Source organism: Azospirillum brasilense, assembly GCF_001315015.1.
Classification (GTDB): Bacteria; Pseudomonadota; Alphaproteobacteria; order Azospirillales; family Azospirillaceae; genus Azospirillum; species Azospirillum brasilense.
Map to the genome: position 1 here is coordinate 196,192 of NZ_CP012917.1, position 13,519 is coordinate 209,710.

Annotated in this window: 12 protein-coding genes; 9 read left to right on the plus strand and 3 right to left on the minus strand. The window is 71.7% G+C overall.

Annotated elements, in window-relative coordinates:
* Positions 1 to 95: 95 nt before the first annotated feature.
* Genes AMK58_RS25785 through AMK58_RS25815 form a run of 7 tightly spaced genes read left to right on the plus strand, consistent with a single transcriptional unit; the run spans position 96 to position 6,620 of the window.
* Positions 96 to 1,013, plus strand: coding sequence for a branched-chain amino acid ABC transporter permease (locus AMK58_RS25785; protein ID WP_059399728.1), 918 nt, complete (start codon positions 96 to 98; stop codon positions 1,011 to 1,013).
* Entirely contained in the window at positions 994 to 2,061 is a 1,068-nt protein-coding gene (locus AMK58_RS25790) for a branched-chain amino acid ABC transporter permease (protein ID WP_059399628.1), read from the plus strand. The genes AMK58_RS25785 and AMK58_RS25790 overlap by 20 nt, the downstream gene beginning before the upstream one ends.
* Before the next feature lie 8 nt (positions 2,062 to 2,069).
* Positions 2,070 to 2,837: an ABC transporter ATP-binding protein gene (locus AMK58_RS25795; protein WP_040137879.1), complete on the plus strand. Its 768-nt coding sequence runs from the start codon at positions 2,070 to 2,072 to the stop codon at positions 2,835 to 2,837.
* Positions 2,827 to 3,561, plus strand: a complete 735-nt coding sequence (locus tag AMK58_RS25800; RefSeq protein ID WP_051140981.1) for an ABC transporter ATP-binding protein — start codon at positions 2,827 to 2,829, stop codon at positions 3,559 to 3,561. The genes AMK58_RS25795 and AMK58_RS25800 overlap by 11 nt, the downstream gene beginning before the upstream one ends.
* A gap of 19 nt (positions 3,562 to 3,580) precedes the next feature.
* Complete coding sequence (locus AMK58_RS25805) at positions 3,581 to 4,123, plus strand: L-2-amino-thiazoline-4-carboxylic acid hydrolase (RefSeq protein WP_059399629.1); 543 nt, start codon at positions 3,581 to 3,583, stop codon at positions 4,121 to 4,123.
* Entirely contained in the window at positions 4,120 to 5,319 is a 1,200-nt protein-coding gene (locus AMK58_RS25810; RefSeq protein ID WP_035683043.1) for a M20 aminoacylase family protein, read from the plus strand. Before AMK58_RS25805 ends, AMK58_RS25810 begins: the two co-directional genes overlap by 4 nt.
* A complete protein-coding gene (locus AMK58_RS25815; protein WP_035683032.1) occupies positions 5,316 to 6,620 on the plus strand; it encodes an NAD(P)/FAD-dependent oxidoreductase in 1,305 nt (434 codons plus the stop codon). Before AMK58_RS25810 ends, AMK58_RS25815 begins: the two co-directional genes overlap by 4 nt.
* A 19-nt stretch (positions 6,621 to 6,639) precedes the next feature.
* Here AMK58_RS25815 and AMK58_RS25820 read toward each other — a convergent pair whose 3' ends face one another.
* Entirely contained in the window at positions 6,640 to 7,824 is a 1,185-nt protein-coding gene (locus AMK58_RS25820) for an MFS transporter (RefSeq protein WP_059399630.1), read from the minus strand.
* 17 nt (positions 7,825 to 7,841) lie between these two features.
* Positions 7,842 to 9,035: a serine hydrolase domain-containing protein gene (locus tag AMK58_RS25825; protein WP_059399631.1), complete on the minus strand. Its 1,194-nt coding sequence runs from the start codon at positions 9,033 to 9,035 to the stop codon at positions 7,842 to 7,844.
* Positions 9,036 to 9,151: 116 nt separating this feature from the next.
* Here AMK58_RS25825 and AMK58_RS25830 point away from each other — a divergent pair, with 116 nt between their 5' ends.
* Both AMK58_RS25830 and AMK58_RS25835 read left to right on the plus strand, forming a co-directional pair.
* Positions 9,152 to 10,060, plus strand: coding sequence for a LysR family transcriptional regulator (locus AMK58_RS25830; RefSeq protein ID WP_059399632.1), 909 nt, complete (start codon positions 9,152 to 9,154; stop codon positions 10,058 to 10,060).
* Positions 10,061 to 10,142: 82 nt separating this feature from the next.
* Positions 10,143 to 12,263: a tetratricopeptide repeat protein gene (locus tag AMK58_RS25835; RefSeq protein WP_059399633.1), complete on the plus strand. Its 2,121-nt coding sequence runs from the start codon at positions 10,143 to 10,145 to the stop codon at positions 12,261 to 12,263.
* Positions 12,264 to 12,269: 6 nt separating this feature from the next.
* Here AMK58_RS25835 and AMK58_RS25840 read toward each other — a convergent pair whose 3' ends face one another.
* The gene (locus tag AMK58_RS25840; RefSeq protein ID WP_035683019.1) at positions 12,270 to 13,382 is read right to left on the minus strand and encodes an FkbM family methyltransferase; all 1,113 of its coding nucleotides are present in this window, start codon (positions 13,380 to 13,382) and stop codon (positions 12,270 to 12,272) included.
* Positions 13,383 to 13,519: the final 137 nt, after the last annotated feature.

The following is a 13,519-nucleotide window of genomic DNA, read 5'->3' on the forward strand; positions in this document are numbered from 1 at the left end:
CAGGGCTTTCCACACGATCCGCTTTTCGGGACACACGCCGTGGTGCGCGCTCCGCCGGGACCGGCGGGCGCGCTCCCCGAAGCCTGGAGCACGCCATGGTCTTCGATGTCTTCTTCCTTCAGCAGGTCATCAACGGCCTGTCCATCGGGTGCGTCTACGCCCTGATGGCGATCGGCTTCACGCTGATCTTCGGTGTTTTGAACGTCGTCAACTTCGCCCATGGCGAGGTCTACACCATCGGCGCCTTCGTCGGGCTGATGGTCATCACCGCGATGGCCCCGCCGCTGCTGGCGGTGGTGCCGCTGGTTCTGGCGGTGGGCGCGGTGTCCGGCGTCGGGCTGGAGCGCATCGCCTTCCGCCCCTTCCGCCGCTTCACCGACGAGGCCAGCCAGAAGTCCCGCGCCATGCGCGAGGCGACGCTGCTCTCCTCGCTCGCCGTGTCGATCGTGACGCGCGAGATCATGATGCACATCTTCGGCGGCGACATGCAGGGCATCCCGTCCGGCTACCTGCTGCAGCAGCCGGTCGCCATCGGGCCGGTCATGGTCGCCAGCGGCAGCCTGGTCATCTTCGCCACCTCCGCCGTCATGCTGGGCGCGCTGCAGTTCCTGCTCTACCGCACCCAGACCGGCCTCGGCATCCGTGCGGTGTCCAACAACCAGCTCGGCGCCCGCTACGTCGGCATCAACACCGACCGCACCATCGTCACCACCTTCGCGGTCGGTTCGATGCTGGGCGCCACGGCCGGAATCCTGGTCGGGCTCTACGACGGCGCGATCTCGCCGCACATGGGCTTCGCGCCGGGCGTCAAGGCCTTCGTCGCCATGGTCATGGGCGGCCTGTCGAGCATTCCGGGGGCGGTCGCCTGCGCCCTGCTGCTCGGCGTGTCGGAGAGCATCGCGACCGAGTTCCTGTCGAGCGGCTGGAAGGACCTGATCACCTACAGCCTTCTGGTCATCACGCTGGTCTTCTTCCCGCAAGGATTGTTCGGACATGGACGTGAACGTGCCTGACGCCCGGCTGATGCCGGCCACCCTCGCGCCGCCCGCCGCGTTTTCCGGGCGAGGCCGGCGGTTCGCCTGGACCCTTCTTCTGCTGGCGGTCGCCTTCGGCGCCGTACCCGCTGCGATCGTCGGCACCGGGTCCAGCTATCTCGCCCAGATCGCCATCACGACGATGATCTTCGTCATCCTGTCGGCCAGCCTGAACCATGTGACCGGCACCGCCGGGCTGCTGTCGATCGGCCACGCCGCCTTCTACGGCATCGGCGCCTACGCCGCGGCTCTGCTGTCGACCAGGCTCGGCCTGCCCTTCGTCGTCACGCTGCCGGCGGCGGGGCTGATCGCCGCGCTGTTCGGCTTCCTGGTGGCGCTGCCGACCATGCGGCTGGTCAGCATCTACTTCGCCGTCGCCACGCTCGGCATAGGCGAGATGATCTACGTGGTCCTGCTGAACTGGGTGGACGTGACCCGCGGCCCGATGGGCATCCGCGGCATCCCGCCGATCTCGCTGTTCGGCTGGCAGGCCGACACGCTGCTCAGCCGCTATCTGGCGGTCGCGGTCATCGCCGTCGCCTGCGTCTGGGTGCTGCACCGGCTGACCCACTCCTACTACGGCAACGCGCTGCGGGCTCTGCGCGAGGACGACCAGTGCGCCGACAGCATGGGCATCAACGTGGAGCGGCTGAAGATCGAGTCCTTCGTCGTCGCCACCTTCTTCGCCGGCATCGCCGGGGCGCTGCTGGCCCACACCTCCGCCTACATCGCGCCGGACAACTTCCGCTTCATGGAATCGATCCTGATCCTGGCGATGGTGGTGGTCGGCGGGCTGGGCAGCCTTCCCGGCGCGGTCGTCGGCGCCCTGTTCATGATCGTCCTGCCGGAAGCGCTGCGCGACATCGGCGATTACCGCATGATCGCCGTCGGGGCGACCATGTTCCTGTCCATCCTGCTGCTGCCCAAGGGCATGCTGGCCGAAGGCACCGCGCTGGGCTTCGTCCGCCGCTCCTTCTCCCGCGGCTGGGCCACCATCGCCGGCGGCACGCCCGTCGGCTGGAAGTGAGGCGGATCATGAGCAACACGCTTCTCTCCATCCAGGGGCTGACCCGGCGCTTCGGCGGCCTGCTGGCGGTCAGCGACGTCAGCGCCACCATCGCCAAGGGCGAGCTGGTCGGGCTGATCGGCCCCAACGGCGCCGGCAAGACCACCCTGTTCAACCTGATCACCGGCTTCACCCCGCCGTCGGACGGCACGGTGACCTTCGACGGGCAGGACGTCACGGGCCGCAAGCCCTGGCAGATCGCCCGCATGGGCATGGGCCGCACCTTCCAGAACCTGCGCGTCTTTCCCAACATGACGGTGTTCGACAACGTGTCGGTCGGGGCGGTCGGCGCCTTCGGCCAGTCGCCCTGGCGGGCGCTGGTCAACGGCGGCGCCCACAGCCGCGCGGTCAGCGAGCGGAGCTGGGAGGCGCTGGAGCGCGTCGGCCTGACCGCCCAAGCCGGGGACATCGCCGCCAACCTGTCCTACGGCAAGCGCAAGTATCTGGAGATCGCCCGCGCCCTGGCGACGTCGCCCCGCCTGCTGATCCTCGACGAGCCGGCGGCGGGCCTGAACGACACCGAGACGGCGGAGCTGGCCGACTTCATCCGCCGCCTGCACGCCGGCGGCGTCACCGTTCTGCTGGTGGAGCACGACATGGGGCTGGTGATGGGAAGCTGCAGCCGCGTCATCGTGCTTGCCTCGGGCCGTAAGATCGCCGACGGCACGCCGGAGGCGGTGCAGCGCGACCCCGCCGTCCTCGAAGCCTATCTGGGAGTGGAAGACGATGCCGCTTGACGGAGCCCAAGCCACCACTCGCCGCATTCTTGAAGTCCGCGACCTGACGGTGCGCATGGGGCCGCAGGAGATCCTGCGCGGCGTCTCGCTCGACGTGGCGGAGGGGGCCATCGTCGCCGTGCTGGGCGCCAACGGCGTCGGCAAGACCACGCTGATGCGCGCGCTTTCGGGCATTTACCGCACCAGCGGCGGCGCCACCGTCTTCGACGGCCAGGACATGACCGACAGCCCCAGCCACGAGGTGGTGCGCCGCGGCCTCGCCCAGGCGCCGGAGGGGCGGCAGATTTTCGGCACCATGACGGTGCGGGAGAACCTGCTGCTGGGCGGGCGGACGCTGCGCCACGACCGCGCCGCCCGCATGGAGCGGATGCTGGAGCTGTTCCCCCGCCTGCGCGAGCGGCTGACCCAGAAGGCGGGGTCGCTGTCGGGCGGCGAGCAGCAGATGCTGTGCATCGCCCGTGCCCTGATGTCGAAGCCGCGCCTGCTGCTGCTCGACGAGCCGTCGCTCGGCCTCGCGCCGATGGTGGTGAAGCAGATCTTCGACCTGCTGGTCCAGATCCGCGGCGAGGGCACCTCGATCCTTCTGGTGGAGCAGAACGCCCGCGCCGCGCTGCGCGTCGCCGATCACGCCTATGTCATGGAGGCGGGAAGGGTGACACTCTCGGGCAGCGCCGCCGATCTGGCCGCCGACCCGCGCGTGCGGGCGGCCTATCTCGGTGGCTGACGGAAAAAGGATCGCAGCGATGACCACCGACACCGAAAACGCCGCTCCCGCCCCAACTCCCGCGTCTGCCCCCCTGCCCATCCTGGAGCGGCGGCGCATCGAGGCGGCCTTCGCCAAGGCGCTCTACGACCAGCTCCTGCCCGAGATCGGGCGGGAGCGGGCGCGGGCCGTGCTCGCCCGCGCCATCGAGGTGATGGCCCGCGAGGCCGGCGCCGCCATGGCGGCGGAGGACCGCGCCACCCGCGGCACCGCCGACCTCGCCACCTTCCACGAGCGGCTGGCCCTGTGGACCGCCGGGGACGCCCTGCGGCTGGAGGTGATCGAGAGCGCGCCCGACCGGCTGGGCTTCAACGTCACCCGCTGCCGCTACGCCGAAAGCTACCGCGCCATGGGCGTGGAGGAGATCGGCGACATCCTGTCCTGCAACCGGGACGGCGAGTTCATGTGCGGCTACCGCCCCGACGTCCGCTTCACCCGCACCCAGACCATCATGCAGGGCGCCAGCCACTGCGACTTCCGCTACAGCCTGCCGGCGGGCGGACCCCAGGAGTCCCCGGAATGACCATCCCCGCGAACGTCCGCCTGCATCCCGCCGCCGAGGCCCTGGCCCCGGAGATGCGGCAGTGGCGGCACCATCTGCACGCCCATCCCGAAACCGCCTTCGAGGAGCACGAGACCGCGGCCTTCGTCGCGGACAAGCTGCGCGCCTTCGGGCTGGAGGTGGCGACGGGGCTGGGGCGCACCGGCGTGGTCGGCACGCTGAAGGGCCGCCGCCCCGGCGGTCGGGCCATCGCGCTGCGCGCCGACATGGACGCGCTGCACATCCACGAGACCAACGACTTCGCCCACCGCTCGGTCAATCCGGGGCGGATGCACGCCTGCGGCCACGACGGCCACACCACCATGCTGCTGGGAGCCACCAAGGTCCTGGCCGACGATCCCGACTTCGCCGGGACGCTGCACGTCATCTTCCAACCGGCCGAGGAGAACGAGGGCGGCGCCCGCGAGATGGTCGCGGAGGGGCTGTTCGAGCGGTTTCCGGTGGAGGGCGTCTACGGCATGCACAACTGGCCGGGCCTGCCGCTCGGGCAGATCGCGCTGCGGCCGGGGCCGATGATGGGCAGCTACGACATCTTCGAGGTGACCATCCACGGCAAGGGCAGCCACGCCGCCATGCCGCATCTCGGCCACGACCCGATGACCGCCGCCGGCCATCTGCTGACCACCCTCCAGACCATTCCGGGGCGCAGCCTGCACCCGCTGGACAGCGCCGTGGTCTCCACCACCTGGATCACCGGCGGCGACACCTGGAACGTCATCCCGGCGGAGGTCACGCTGCGCGGCACCGTCCGCGCCTTCAAGGAGGGGGTGCAGGACGTGGTCGAGGCACGGCTGCGCGCGCTGGCCGAGCACACCGCCGCCGCCTTCGGCTGCACCGCCGGCGTGCGCTACGAGCGGCGCTACCCGGCAACGGTCAACAGCGCCGCCGAGACCGCGCTGTGCGCCCGCGTCGCCGCCATGCTGGTCGGCGAGGAGAACATCGATCACGACCCGATGCCCTCCATGGGCGCCGAGGATTTCGCCTTCATGCTGAAGGAGCGGCCGGGCTGCTACGTCTGGCTGGGCAACGGGCCGACCGACGGTGGCTGCCTGCTGCACAACCCGGGCTACGACTTCAACGACGCCAACCTGGCCATCGGCGCCAGCTATTGGGTGGCGCTGGCCAAGACGCTGCTGGTGGAGGAGGGGACGCGATGAGCGCGCTTCTCAAACCGTTGCTGGACGCGCCGCCGCCGGACTCCCACTGGGCGGCGAGCGCCGTCGCCGGCCCGGAGACCGGCCCGCTGGACGGATCGGTCCGGGTGGATGTGGCGGTGGTCGGGGCGGGCATCACCGGCCTGTCCACGGCGATCCATCTGGCCGAGCAGGGTGTGTGCGTGGCGGTGCTGGAGGCGCGCGAGCCGGGCTTCGGTGGGTCGGGCCGCAACAACGGCCAAATCATCCCGACGCTGTCGCGCCTCGACCCCGCCAACCTGACGGCGGCCTACGGCGAGGCCAAGGGATCGGCGCTGGCCCGCATGGTCGGCGGGTCGGCGGCGCTGGTCTTCGACCTGATCGAGCGCTACCAGATGCGCTGCGACGGCGTGCAGAAGGGCTGGATCCAGCCGGCCCACCGGCCCGGCCGCATGGCGGCGGCCGAGCAACGGGTCGCGCAATGGCGGGCGCTGGGGGCGGAGGTCGCGCTGCTCGACGCGGCGCAGACGGAACGGGCGTTGGGAACGCGCTTCTGGCACGGCGCCATGGTCGCCCCGACCGGTGGCCATGTGAACCCGCTGTCGCTGGCCCGCGAGATGGCGCGGGCCGCCCTCGGGCTGGGCGTGGCGATCCACAGCGACACGCCGGTGGTGTCCATCGCGCGCGCCGGCACCGGCTGGACGTTGACCACGCCGCGCGGCGGCGTGACCGCCGACCGCGTCGTGGTGGCGACCAACGCCTACACCGACGATCTGTGGCCGGGGCTGCGCCGCTCCGTCGTGCCGGTGCTGAACTTCCAGATGGTGACGGAGCCGCTGCCCGCCGCCTTGCGCGCCAGCGTGCTGCCCTCCGACATGGCGTGCAGCGACACCCGCGGCGACCTGCATTTCTTCCGCTGGACCGCCGACAACCGGCTGGTCTCCGGCTGCACGCTGGTGCGGTCGGCCGACGCCGAGCGGCGGGCGCGGGAGCGCACGCGGGAACGCATCCGCCGCGTCTTCCCCCAGATCGGCAACCCGGCCATCGCGCGGAGCTGGAGCGGGCATCTGGCGATGACCGCCGATTTCCGGCCCCACTTCCACGAGCTGGCGCCCGGCGTGACCGGGGCGGTCGGCTACAACGGGCGCGGCATGGCGCTGGGCACCGCGGTTGGCCGCGAACTGGCGCGCCACGCTACGGGGACGGGCGCGCCGGAGCTGGCCTTGCCCTTCACCCCGGTGAAGCCGCTGCCCTTCCACGATCTGGTGACGCGCTTCTCCCGGCTCTACATGCTGCATCTGCGCCGGCTGGATCGCAGGGACTGACGGCGACGGCGGCGCCCTTTCACGCTCCGGCCGTGTCGGCTGGGTCGGGAAAGCCGTGCCGCCTCGCTCCCCACACCGCCAGCAGCGTCGCCGCCAGCAGCACCAGGACGGCCGGCGCGAAGGCGCCGACGCCCAGCCGTTCGAGCAGCACGCCGCCGAGGAGGCCGCCGCCGGCAATGGCCGTGTTCCAGGCGGTGACCAGCATGGACTGGGCGACATCCGCCGCGTCGCCCGCCGTCCTGGCCAGGGCCGTCTGGAACAGCGTCCCCGCACCGCCGAACGCCAGGCCCCAGGCGGCCACCGCCGCAAGGACCACGGCCGGGGCATCGCCAGCCACGCCGAGCACCAGCGCGGACAGACCGAACAGGACGGTGCTGGCCAGCGTCAGCGCCCGCAGATGGCCGTCGATCAGCGCGCCGACGATCCAGATGCCCAGCAGCGACGCGACGCCGAACAGCAGCAGCGCCAGATCCGTCCGCCCTTCCATGCCCGCCGCCGCCAGGAACGGCGCGATGTAGGTGTAGAGGATGTTGTGCGCCAGCACGAAGGCCAGAACCACGAACAGCACCGGGCGCACGCCGGCCAGGGTGAACACGCGCCCGGGCGACAGCCGACGGCCCGCCGCCTGCCCGGCGAAGTCCGGCACCACGACGCGCACCCACAGCATGAGCGCCAGCGCCAGCGCGCTCATGAGTCCGAAGCAGACCCTCCAGTCCACCAGATTGCCCAGGAAGGTGCCGGTCGGTACGCCGAGCGACAGAGCCAACGGCGCGCCGACCATCGCGACGGCGATGGCCCGGCCCTTCTGGTGGTCGGGCACCATGCGCGCGGCATAGCCCGCCAGCAGCGCCCACATCAGGCCGGCCGACACGCCCGCCAGGAAGCGCGCCACCATGGTCAGGGCGAAGCTGCCGGACAGGGTCGTGACGGTGTTGGCGACGACGAAGCCGGCGATGGCCGCCAGCAGCAGCGGGCGGCGGCGCACCCCCTGCGTGGCGGCGGTCAGCGGGATGGCCGCCGCCAGCGAACCGGCGGCGTAGATCGTCACGGTCTGGCCGACCCAGGCCTCGGTCACACCCAGCCCTTGGGCCATCTGCGGCAGCAGTCCGGCGGGCAGCGCTTCGGTGAGGATGGTGATGAAGGCCGCCATGGCGAGCGCCAGCAGCGAGGCCAGGGGCAAACGGTCCGAAGCGGCGGCGCTCATGCGCGGGGGCGTCCTCCTCATGGCCGTGCCTCCAGGGCGCCATAGACCGCATCGCGCAAGTCGGTGACGAAGCGGCCGGACATGCCCTCGTAGAGCGTGTTGGTGAAGGCGACGACGCTGAGTCCCCGCGCCCGGTCCACGAACCAGGAATGGCCGTAGGCGCCGCCCCAGCGCCAGGTGCCTTCCGATTCGGGCGAGGCGGCCGAGGCCGGGTCGCGCAGGACCGAGAAGCCCAGCCCGAAGCCGAAGCCGGGCGCGTTGGGCAGGTCCCGGCCGCCCGTCTGGTCCCGGGCCATCTCCGCGATCAGCGCGCCGGGGAGGAGCGCGCCGCCGCCTTGGCGCAGGGTCTCCAGCAGGCGCAGAAGATCCTCCGCCGTCCCCGCCATGCCCGCGCCGCCCGAAGGAAAGGCCTGCGGATCGAAGATGCGCGCAGGGCTGTAGGCGATGCCGACGGCGCCCTCGAAGGGGGAGACCGTCTCGCCCTCGGCCAGCCGATGCGGCTGCGGTGCATCGCTCACATAGGCGGTCGCCACGCGCCGGGGATCGCGGGCGATGAAACCGGTGTCCGCCATGCCCAGCGGGCCGGTCACCAGATGGCGCACCGCCTCGTCCAGCGTCGTGCCGTGGACCCGCGCGACCAGCGCGCCCAGCACGTCGGTCGCCAATGAATAGCCCCAGCCCGTCCCCGGTTCGTAAAGCAGCGGCACGCCGGCGAGGCGGCGCAGGTTCTCGTCCAGGGTGATGCCGGAGGCGTCCATGCCGTCCGACACGCCGGCCTGCGCATAGGGGCCGTCGGCGTCGGCTTCGAAGAAGCGGTAGCCGAGACCGGCCGTGTGGCTGAGCAGCTGCCGCGCCGTGATGCGCGCCGGTCGGCCGTCGGCCAGCCGGGGCTGGAACCGGGGCAGCCAGCGCGTGATGTCCGCGTCGAGATCGAGCCGGCCTTGCGCCACCAGCGCCAGCGCCGCGGCGGAGACGATGGGCTTGCTGACCGAGGCCAGACGGAAGACCGTCTCCACGGCCATCGGCCGCGCGCTTTCGCGGTCGGCGAAGCCGGCGGCCTGCCGGTGGAGCAGCGCACCGTCCTGCGCCACCAGGACGACGGCGCCGACAAGCCGCTGCTCGTCGAGCGCCCGCTGGACGACGCTGTGGACGCGCTCACGGAGGGTCGCCGGTGGAACGCCTTGGCGGAGGGCAATGGGTGGATGGGTCATGGCACGCGGCTCGAATCAATGGGCGATGCCGTGACGATAAAAAACCTGCTATTAAAGAAAAAGACGGGCACAGTTCCTGATTATGCGGAGCTGAATGTCCGCAATGGAGGCGCCGGATGGACAGTCTGAACGGCTTCGTGGTGTTCGTGCAGGTTGCCGAGACGCGCAGCTTCGTCGCCGCCGGCCGGCTGCTCGGCGTGTCGGCCTCGGCCGTCGGCAAGAGTGTCGCGCGGCTGGAGGAGAAGCTGGGCGTGCGCCTGTTCCACCGCAGCACGCGCAGCGTCACGCTGACCGCCGAGGGCACGCTGTTCCTGGAGCGCAGCCGCCGCATCCTGGCCGAGATCGAGGCGGCGGAGCTGGAGCTGTCGCAGGCCGCCGCCGTGCCGCGCGGGCGCCTGCGCGTCAGCCTGCCGCTGGTCAGCTCGCTGGTCCTGCCGGCGCTCGGCGAATTCATGCGCGCCTACCCCGAGATCGAGCTGGACCTGGACTTCACCGACCGCATGGTCGATGTGATCGAGGAGGGCTTCGATGCCGTGGTGCGCACGGGCGAGCCGGCCGATTCACGGCTGTCGGCGCGCCGGCTGGGGAACTTCCGTTTGTTGCTGGTCGCCTCGCCGGATTATCTGGCGCGGCGGGGCACGCCGCGGACACCGGCCGATCTGCGGCAGCACGCCTGCCTGCACTACCGCTTTCCCAACAGTGGCAAGCTGGAAACCTGGGCGCTTCGGCAGGCGCCTGGCGAGCCCGAACTGCAACTGCCGACCTCGATGATCTGCAACAACATCGAAACGCGCGTGTGCTTCGCGCTGCAGGGGCTGGGGATCGCCTACCTTCCGGACTTCGCCATCCGCGATCTGTTGGCCGATGGCAGGCTGGAGTCGGTCCTGGCCGATCACGTGGGGCGCACCAGCGTTTTCCATGTGCTGTGGCCGGCGAGCAAGCACCCCTCGCCGAAGGTGCGGGCGCTGGTGGACTTCCTGCGCGCGAGGGTGTTCCCGGCCGCGAAGGCCAAGCCCGGCGGTTGACAGTCCGGCGGTTGACAGTCCGGGGGTGGCCCGGCCACTGTGGCGCCATCCCGAAGCGGCCCCACGCGGATTGCCCCGGCCCATGGCCACCGTCTCCGAAGCCCTGTCCATCGCGCTCGACCATCACATCGCCGGGCGCGTGGCGGAGGCGGAGACCCTCTATGGCCGGATCCTGGAGGCGGTCCCCGGTCATCCCGACGCCAGCCATTTGATGGGGCTGCTGCTCGCCCAGACCGGGCGGGTCGCCGCGGCGCTTCCCCATCTCGACGCCGCCGTTGCCGGCGATCCAGCATCGCCGACTTATCACCTCAACCGCGGCAAGGTTCAGGACGCGCTCGGGCAGACTGTGGCGGCAGCGGCAAGCTGGCTCGCCACGCTGCGCCGGCAGCCGGATCATGGGGAGGCGGCGGAGCGGCTGGCCCCGGCGCTCCGCGTCCTGGCCGAGACCGCCTTCGATTCCGGCGCCCTGGCCTCCGCCGCGGCGCTTTACGAACGGGTGCTGGCTCTCGATCCGCAAAACCTGTCGGCCACCTTCGACGCGGCGATGGCCGCCAAGGGGCTTGGACGGTTGCAGGAGGCCGCTTGGCTGGCCGGGCTCTCCGCCCGGCTCGACCCGGCGCTGTTGCGCGCCCGCATGGCCGAGGCGGAGGCACGGCAGGTGCTCGGCCAGACGGAACGGGCCATCGCGGCGCTTCGTCCGGCGCTGGCCCTGGACCCCGCGCAGGGCGGTTGTTGGGCGAGCCTGTGTCTGCTCCACAACGAGCTTGGGCGGGGCGGCGCGGCGGTCACGGCGGGCCGGCGCGCGGCGCTGGCCGCGCCCGCCGACACCGGGCTTCTGGTCCGGCTCGCCGCCGCCCAGCAGATCGCCGAGAAGCCGCGCGCGGCGCTGGCGGCGGCGCGGCGCGGCCTGTCGCTCGACCCCGCCTCGACGGAGTTGCACCTCGCTTTGGGCGCGGCGTTCGACGCGGTGCACGCCCTGGAGACGGCCGGGCGGGCGCTGGACCGCGCCGGCCGGCTGCGTCCCGGCGATGCGGCGGTGCTGGCCGAACATGGCCGGTTGTGCGAGCGCGCTGGATTGACGGAGCGGGCGGCGGCACTGCTGCAACGGGCGCTGGCCGCGCGCCCGGACGATGGGGACTCCTGGGTGGCGCTCGGCCGCGCCGCGCTGCGGCGTGGGGATGCGGCGTGGGCCGGCCGCTGCGCGCGTCGGGCGCTGCGGCTCGCCCCCGGCCTGCCCCCCGGCCTGCTGCTGGCCGGCGCGGTCCGCGAGGCGCAGGGGGCCGATGGCGAGGCGCTGGCCCTCTACGACCGGGTGATCGCCGCCGCACCGGGCCTCGGCACCGGCTTCTCCCGCCGGGCGATGCTGCTGCTGCGCCGGGCCATGGGCGACGCCCCGCCGCCGCGCCAACCGTCGGGCAAGCGGCGGCTGTCGGTGTCCACGCTCGGTCATGCGGGACGCTTCGGCAACCAGCTCCTGCAATATGGGTATCTGCGCATCTGCGCGGAGTGCAACGGGATGGAGCTGGAAACGCCGGACTGGATCGGTCGTCCTCTCTACGGGCTGGACGATCCGCTTCCCGGCCCGCCGCTGCCCAGCCTGCATGAGGAGGATTGCGGCGTTCCGGCGCTGCTGGACGGGCGGGCGCTGGCGGGTGCGGGCGGTCACGACGTGGTCGGTTATTTCTGCGGCGACACCGCACCCCTGGCGCCGCACCGCGAGCGGTTCCGCGCCCTCTTCACGCCGGTCGGGGCGGTGGCGGAGCGGGCAACGGCGGCGCTGGACGGGCTGCGGGCGCGCGGGCGGACCCTGGTGGCGATCCATCTGCGCCGCGGCGATTTCGGTCGGAACGACCGGTTCTGGATCGCGCCGGAGGGCTGGTATCTCGACTGGCTCGCCGGGGTGTGGACGGTGCTGGACCGGCCGGTGCTCTATCTCGCCACCGACGCGCCGGAGTTGGCGGACCGTTTCGCCCGCTACCGCCCCGTCCTCGCCGGCGATCTGGGGGCGCCGTTGCCGGGGGCGGAGTTCTTCACCGACCACTGGATTCTGTCGCGGGCCGACCATGTCGCCGTGTCCAACAGCTCCTTCTCGGTGACGGCGGCGCTGCTGAACCCGGCGCTGCGCGCCGCCCTGCGTCCCGACCGCGAACGGGCGCGGCTGGTGCCCTTCGATCCCTGGAACGGGCCGGTCCTGCTTCCCTGACCGGCGTCAGCCGGGCCGGCGCACATACAGGGCGTCGCCCCAGCTGTGATGGTAGGAGCTGATCTCGGCGACGCGGTCGAAGCCGTGGGCGAACAGGATGTCGTCCACATCGGCGGCAAGGCCGGAGCCCTCGTACAGCTCCGCGTAGCTGACCTCGGTCACCACCGCGTCGAATCCAGCCAGCAGATCGCCGCAGCCGTTGAGAATGCGGCATTCCGACCCCTGCGCGTCGATCGCCAGCACGTTGAAACCTTCCGGCGTGAGGCCGTTGGACGCCAGCAGGTCCGGCAGAGTCCGGGTCTCCACCTCGATGACCTCGTCGACGGTGATGTGGGGATAGACGGCCAGATGGCCGGTCGGCTCCAGCAGGGAACTGGACTGGCGGCTCGACATGCGGGAAAAGCGCGCCCGCCCGGCCCGGTCGGACACCGCGGCGTTCAGACAGATGACATCGCCGTGGCCGGCGAAACGCGCCTGGAGCGTGGCGAAGGTTGCTGGATCGGCCTCGATGAACAGGACGCGGTCGGCGCCGGCTTCCTTATAGTTGGCGTGTTCCTCGCCCTCATGGGCGCCGACATGGATGATGCCGCGTGGCAGGATTCCATGGCGGGGAAACAGGTCCTTGTAGCGGAACATGCCCTGGCTGCGCGCGAACAGCCGGTTCCAGTGCCGGGGAGCGACCGCCATGTGCGTGCCGCCGCGCCCGTCCTCCGGCGGCGTGCCGCGGAATTCCAAATTGCGGTCGGTGAAGCGGAACAGCGAATAGCCGTCGGCTTGCAGGCGCGCGTACAGCGTGACCAACTGGCTGCCGGCCTCCGACTCGTCGAACTGAAGGAAGTCGATGCGGCGCAGGCGCAGCAGGTCGGAAGCACCGTCCAGCAAGGCCAGGGCGTCGCCGCAGCCGTCCAGAATCAGCCAATCGATGTGGCGCGGCCCAACCGGACCGCACCACGCGTCGAGTCCCGGTGGGGAGGACGGCAGGGCGAAGCATCTCCGGCCGGAGACGGCGGCGTCCGTCCAACGCCCGGCACCGGTCCCGACCGCCACCAGAGCGGCCTCGGGCGGCAGGAAGGCTTTCTGAAGCGAAAGTCCGGGAAGGGGAGGCGTCTCGTGCTGCATTTCGTCACCGTCCTGGGCCTGATCGACAGTCCCAAGGGATGATCGCAGCCGCTTCCCGTCGCCTTGGCACGGTGGCCATTGTGGAAGCGGACGCGGGGCGGGTCAACGGCACCGCCCCGATCGCATCGCTTAACGGC

Excerpts from the sequence above, each read along its gene's own strand:
- AMK58_RS25805 (WP_059399629.1), top strand. The coding sequence starts at position 3,581 with ATGACCACCGACACCGAAAACGCCGCTCCCGCCCCAACTCCCGCGTCT.
- AMK58_RS25840 (WP_035683019.1), bottom strand. The coding sequence starts at position 13,382 with ATGCAGCACGAGACGCCTCCCCTTCCCGGACTTTCGCTTCAGAAAGCC.
- AMK58_RS25830 (WP_059399632.1), top strand. The coding sequence starts at position 9,152 with ATGGACAGTCTGAACGGCTTCGTGGTGTTCGTGCAGGTTGCCGAGACG.
- AMK58_RS25825 (WP_059399631.1), bottom strand. The coding sequence starts at position 9,035 with ATGACCCATCCACCCATTGCCCTCCGCCAAGGCGTTCCACCGGCGACC.
- AMK58_RS25815 (WP_035683032.1), top strand. The coding sequence starts at position 5,316 with ATGAGCGCGCTTCTCAAACCGTTGCTGGACGCGCCGCCGCCGGACTCC.
- AMK58_RS25795 (WP_040137879.1), top strand. The coding sequence starts at position 2,070 with ATGAGCAACACGCTTCTCTCCATCCAGGGGCTGACCCGGCGCTTCGGC.
- AMK58_RS25800 (WP_051140981.1), top strand. The coding sequence starts at position 2,827 with ATGCCGCTTGACGGAGCCCAAGCCACCACTCGCCGCATTCTTGAAGTC.
- AMK58_RS25810 (WP_035683043.1), top strand. The coding sequence starts at position 4,120 with ATGACCATCCCCGCGAACGTCCGCCTGCATCCCGCCGCCGAGGCCCTG.
- AMK58_RS25835 (WP_059399633.1), top strand. The coding sequence starts at position 10,143 with ATGGCCACCGTCTCCGAAGCCCTGTCCATCGCGCTCGACCATCACATC.
- AMK58_RS25820 (WP_059399630.1), bottom strand. The coding sequence starts at position 7,824 with ATGAGCGCCGCCGCTTCGGACCGTTTGCCCCTGGCCTCGCTGCTGGCG.
- AMK58_RS25785 (WP_059399728.1), top strand. The coding sequence starts at position 96 with ATGGTCTTCGATGTCTTCTTCCTTCAGCAGGTCATCAACGGCCTGTCC.
- AMK58_RS25790 (WP_059399628.1), top strand. The coding sequence starts at position 994 with ATGGACGTGAACGTGCCTGACGCCCGGCTGATGCCGGCCACCCTCGCG.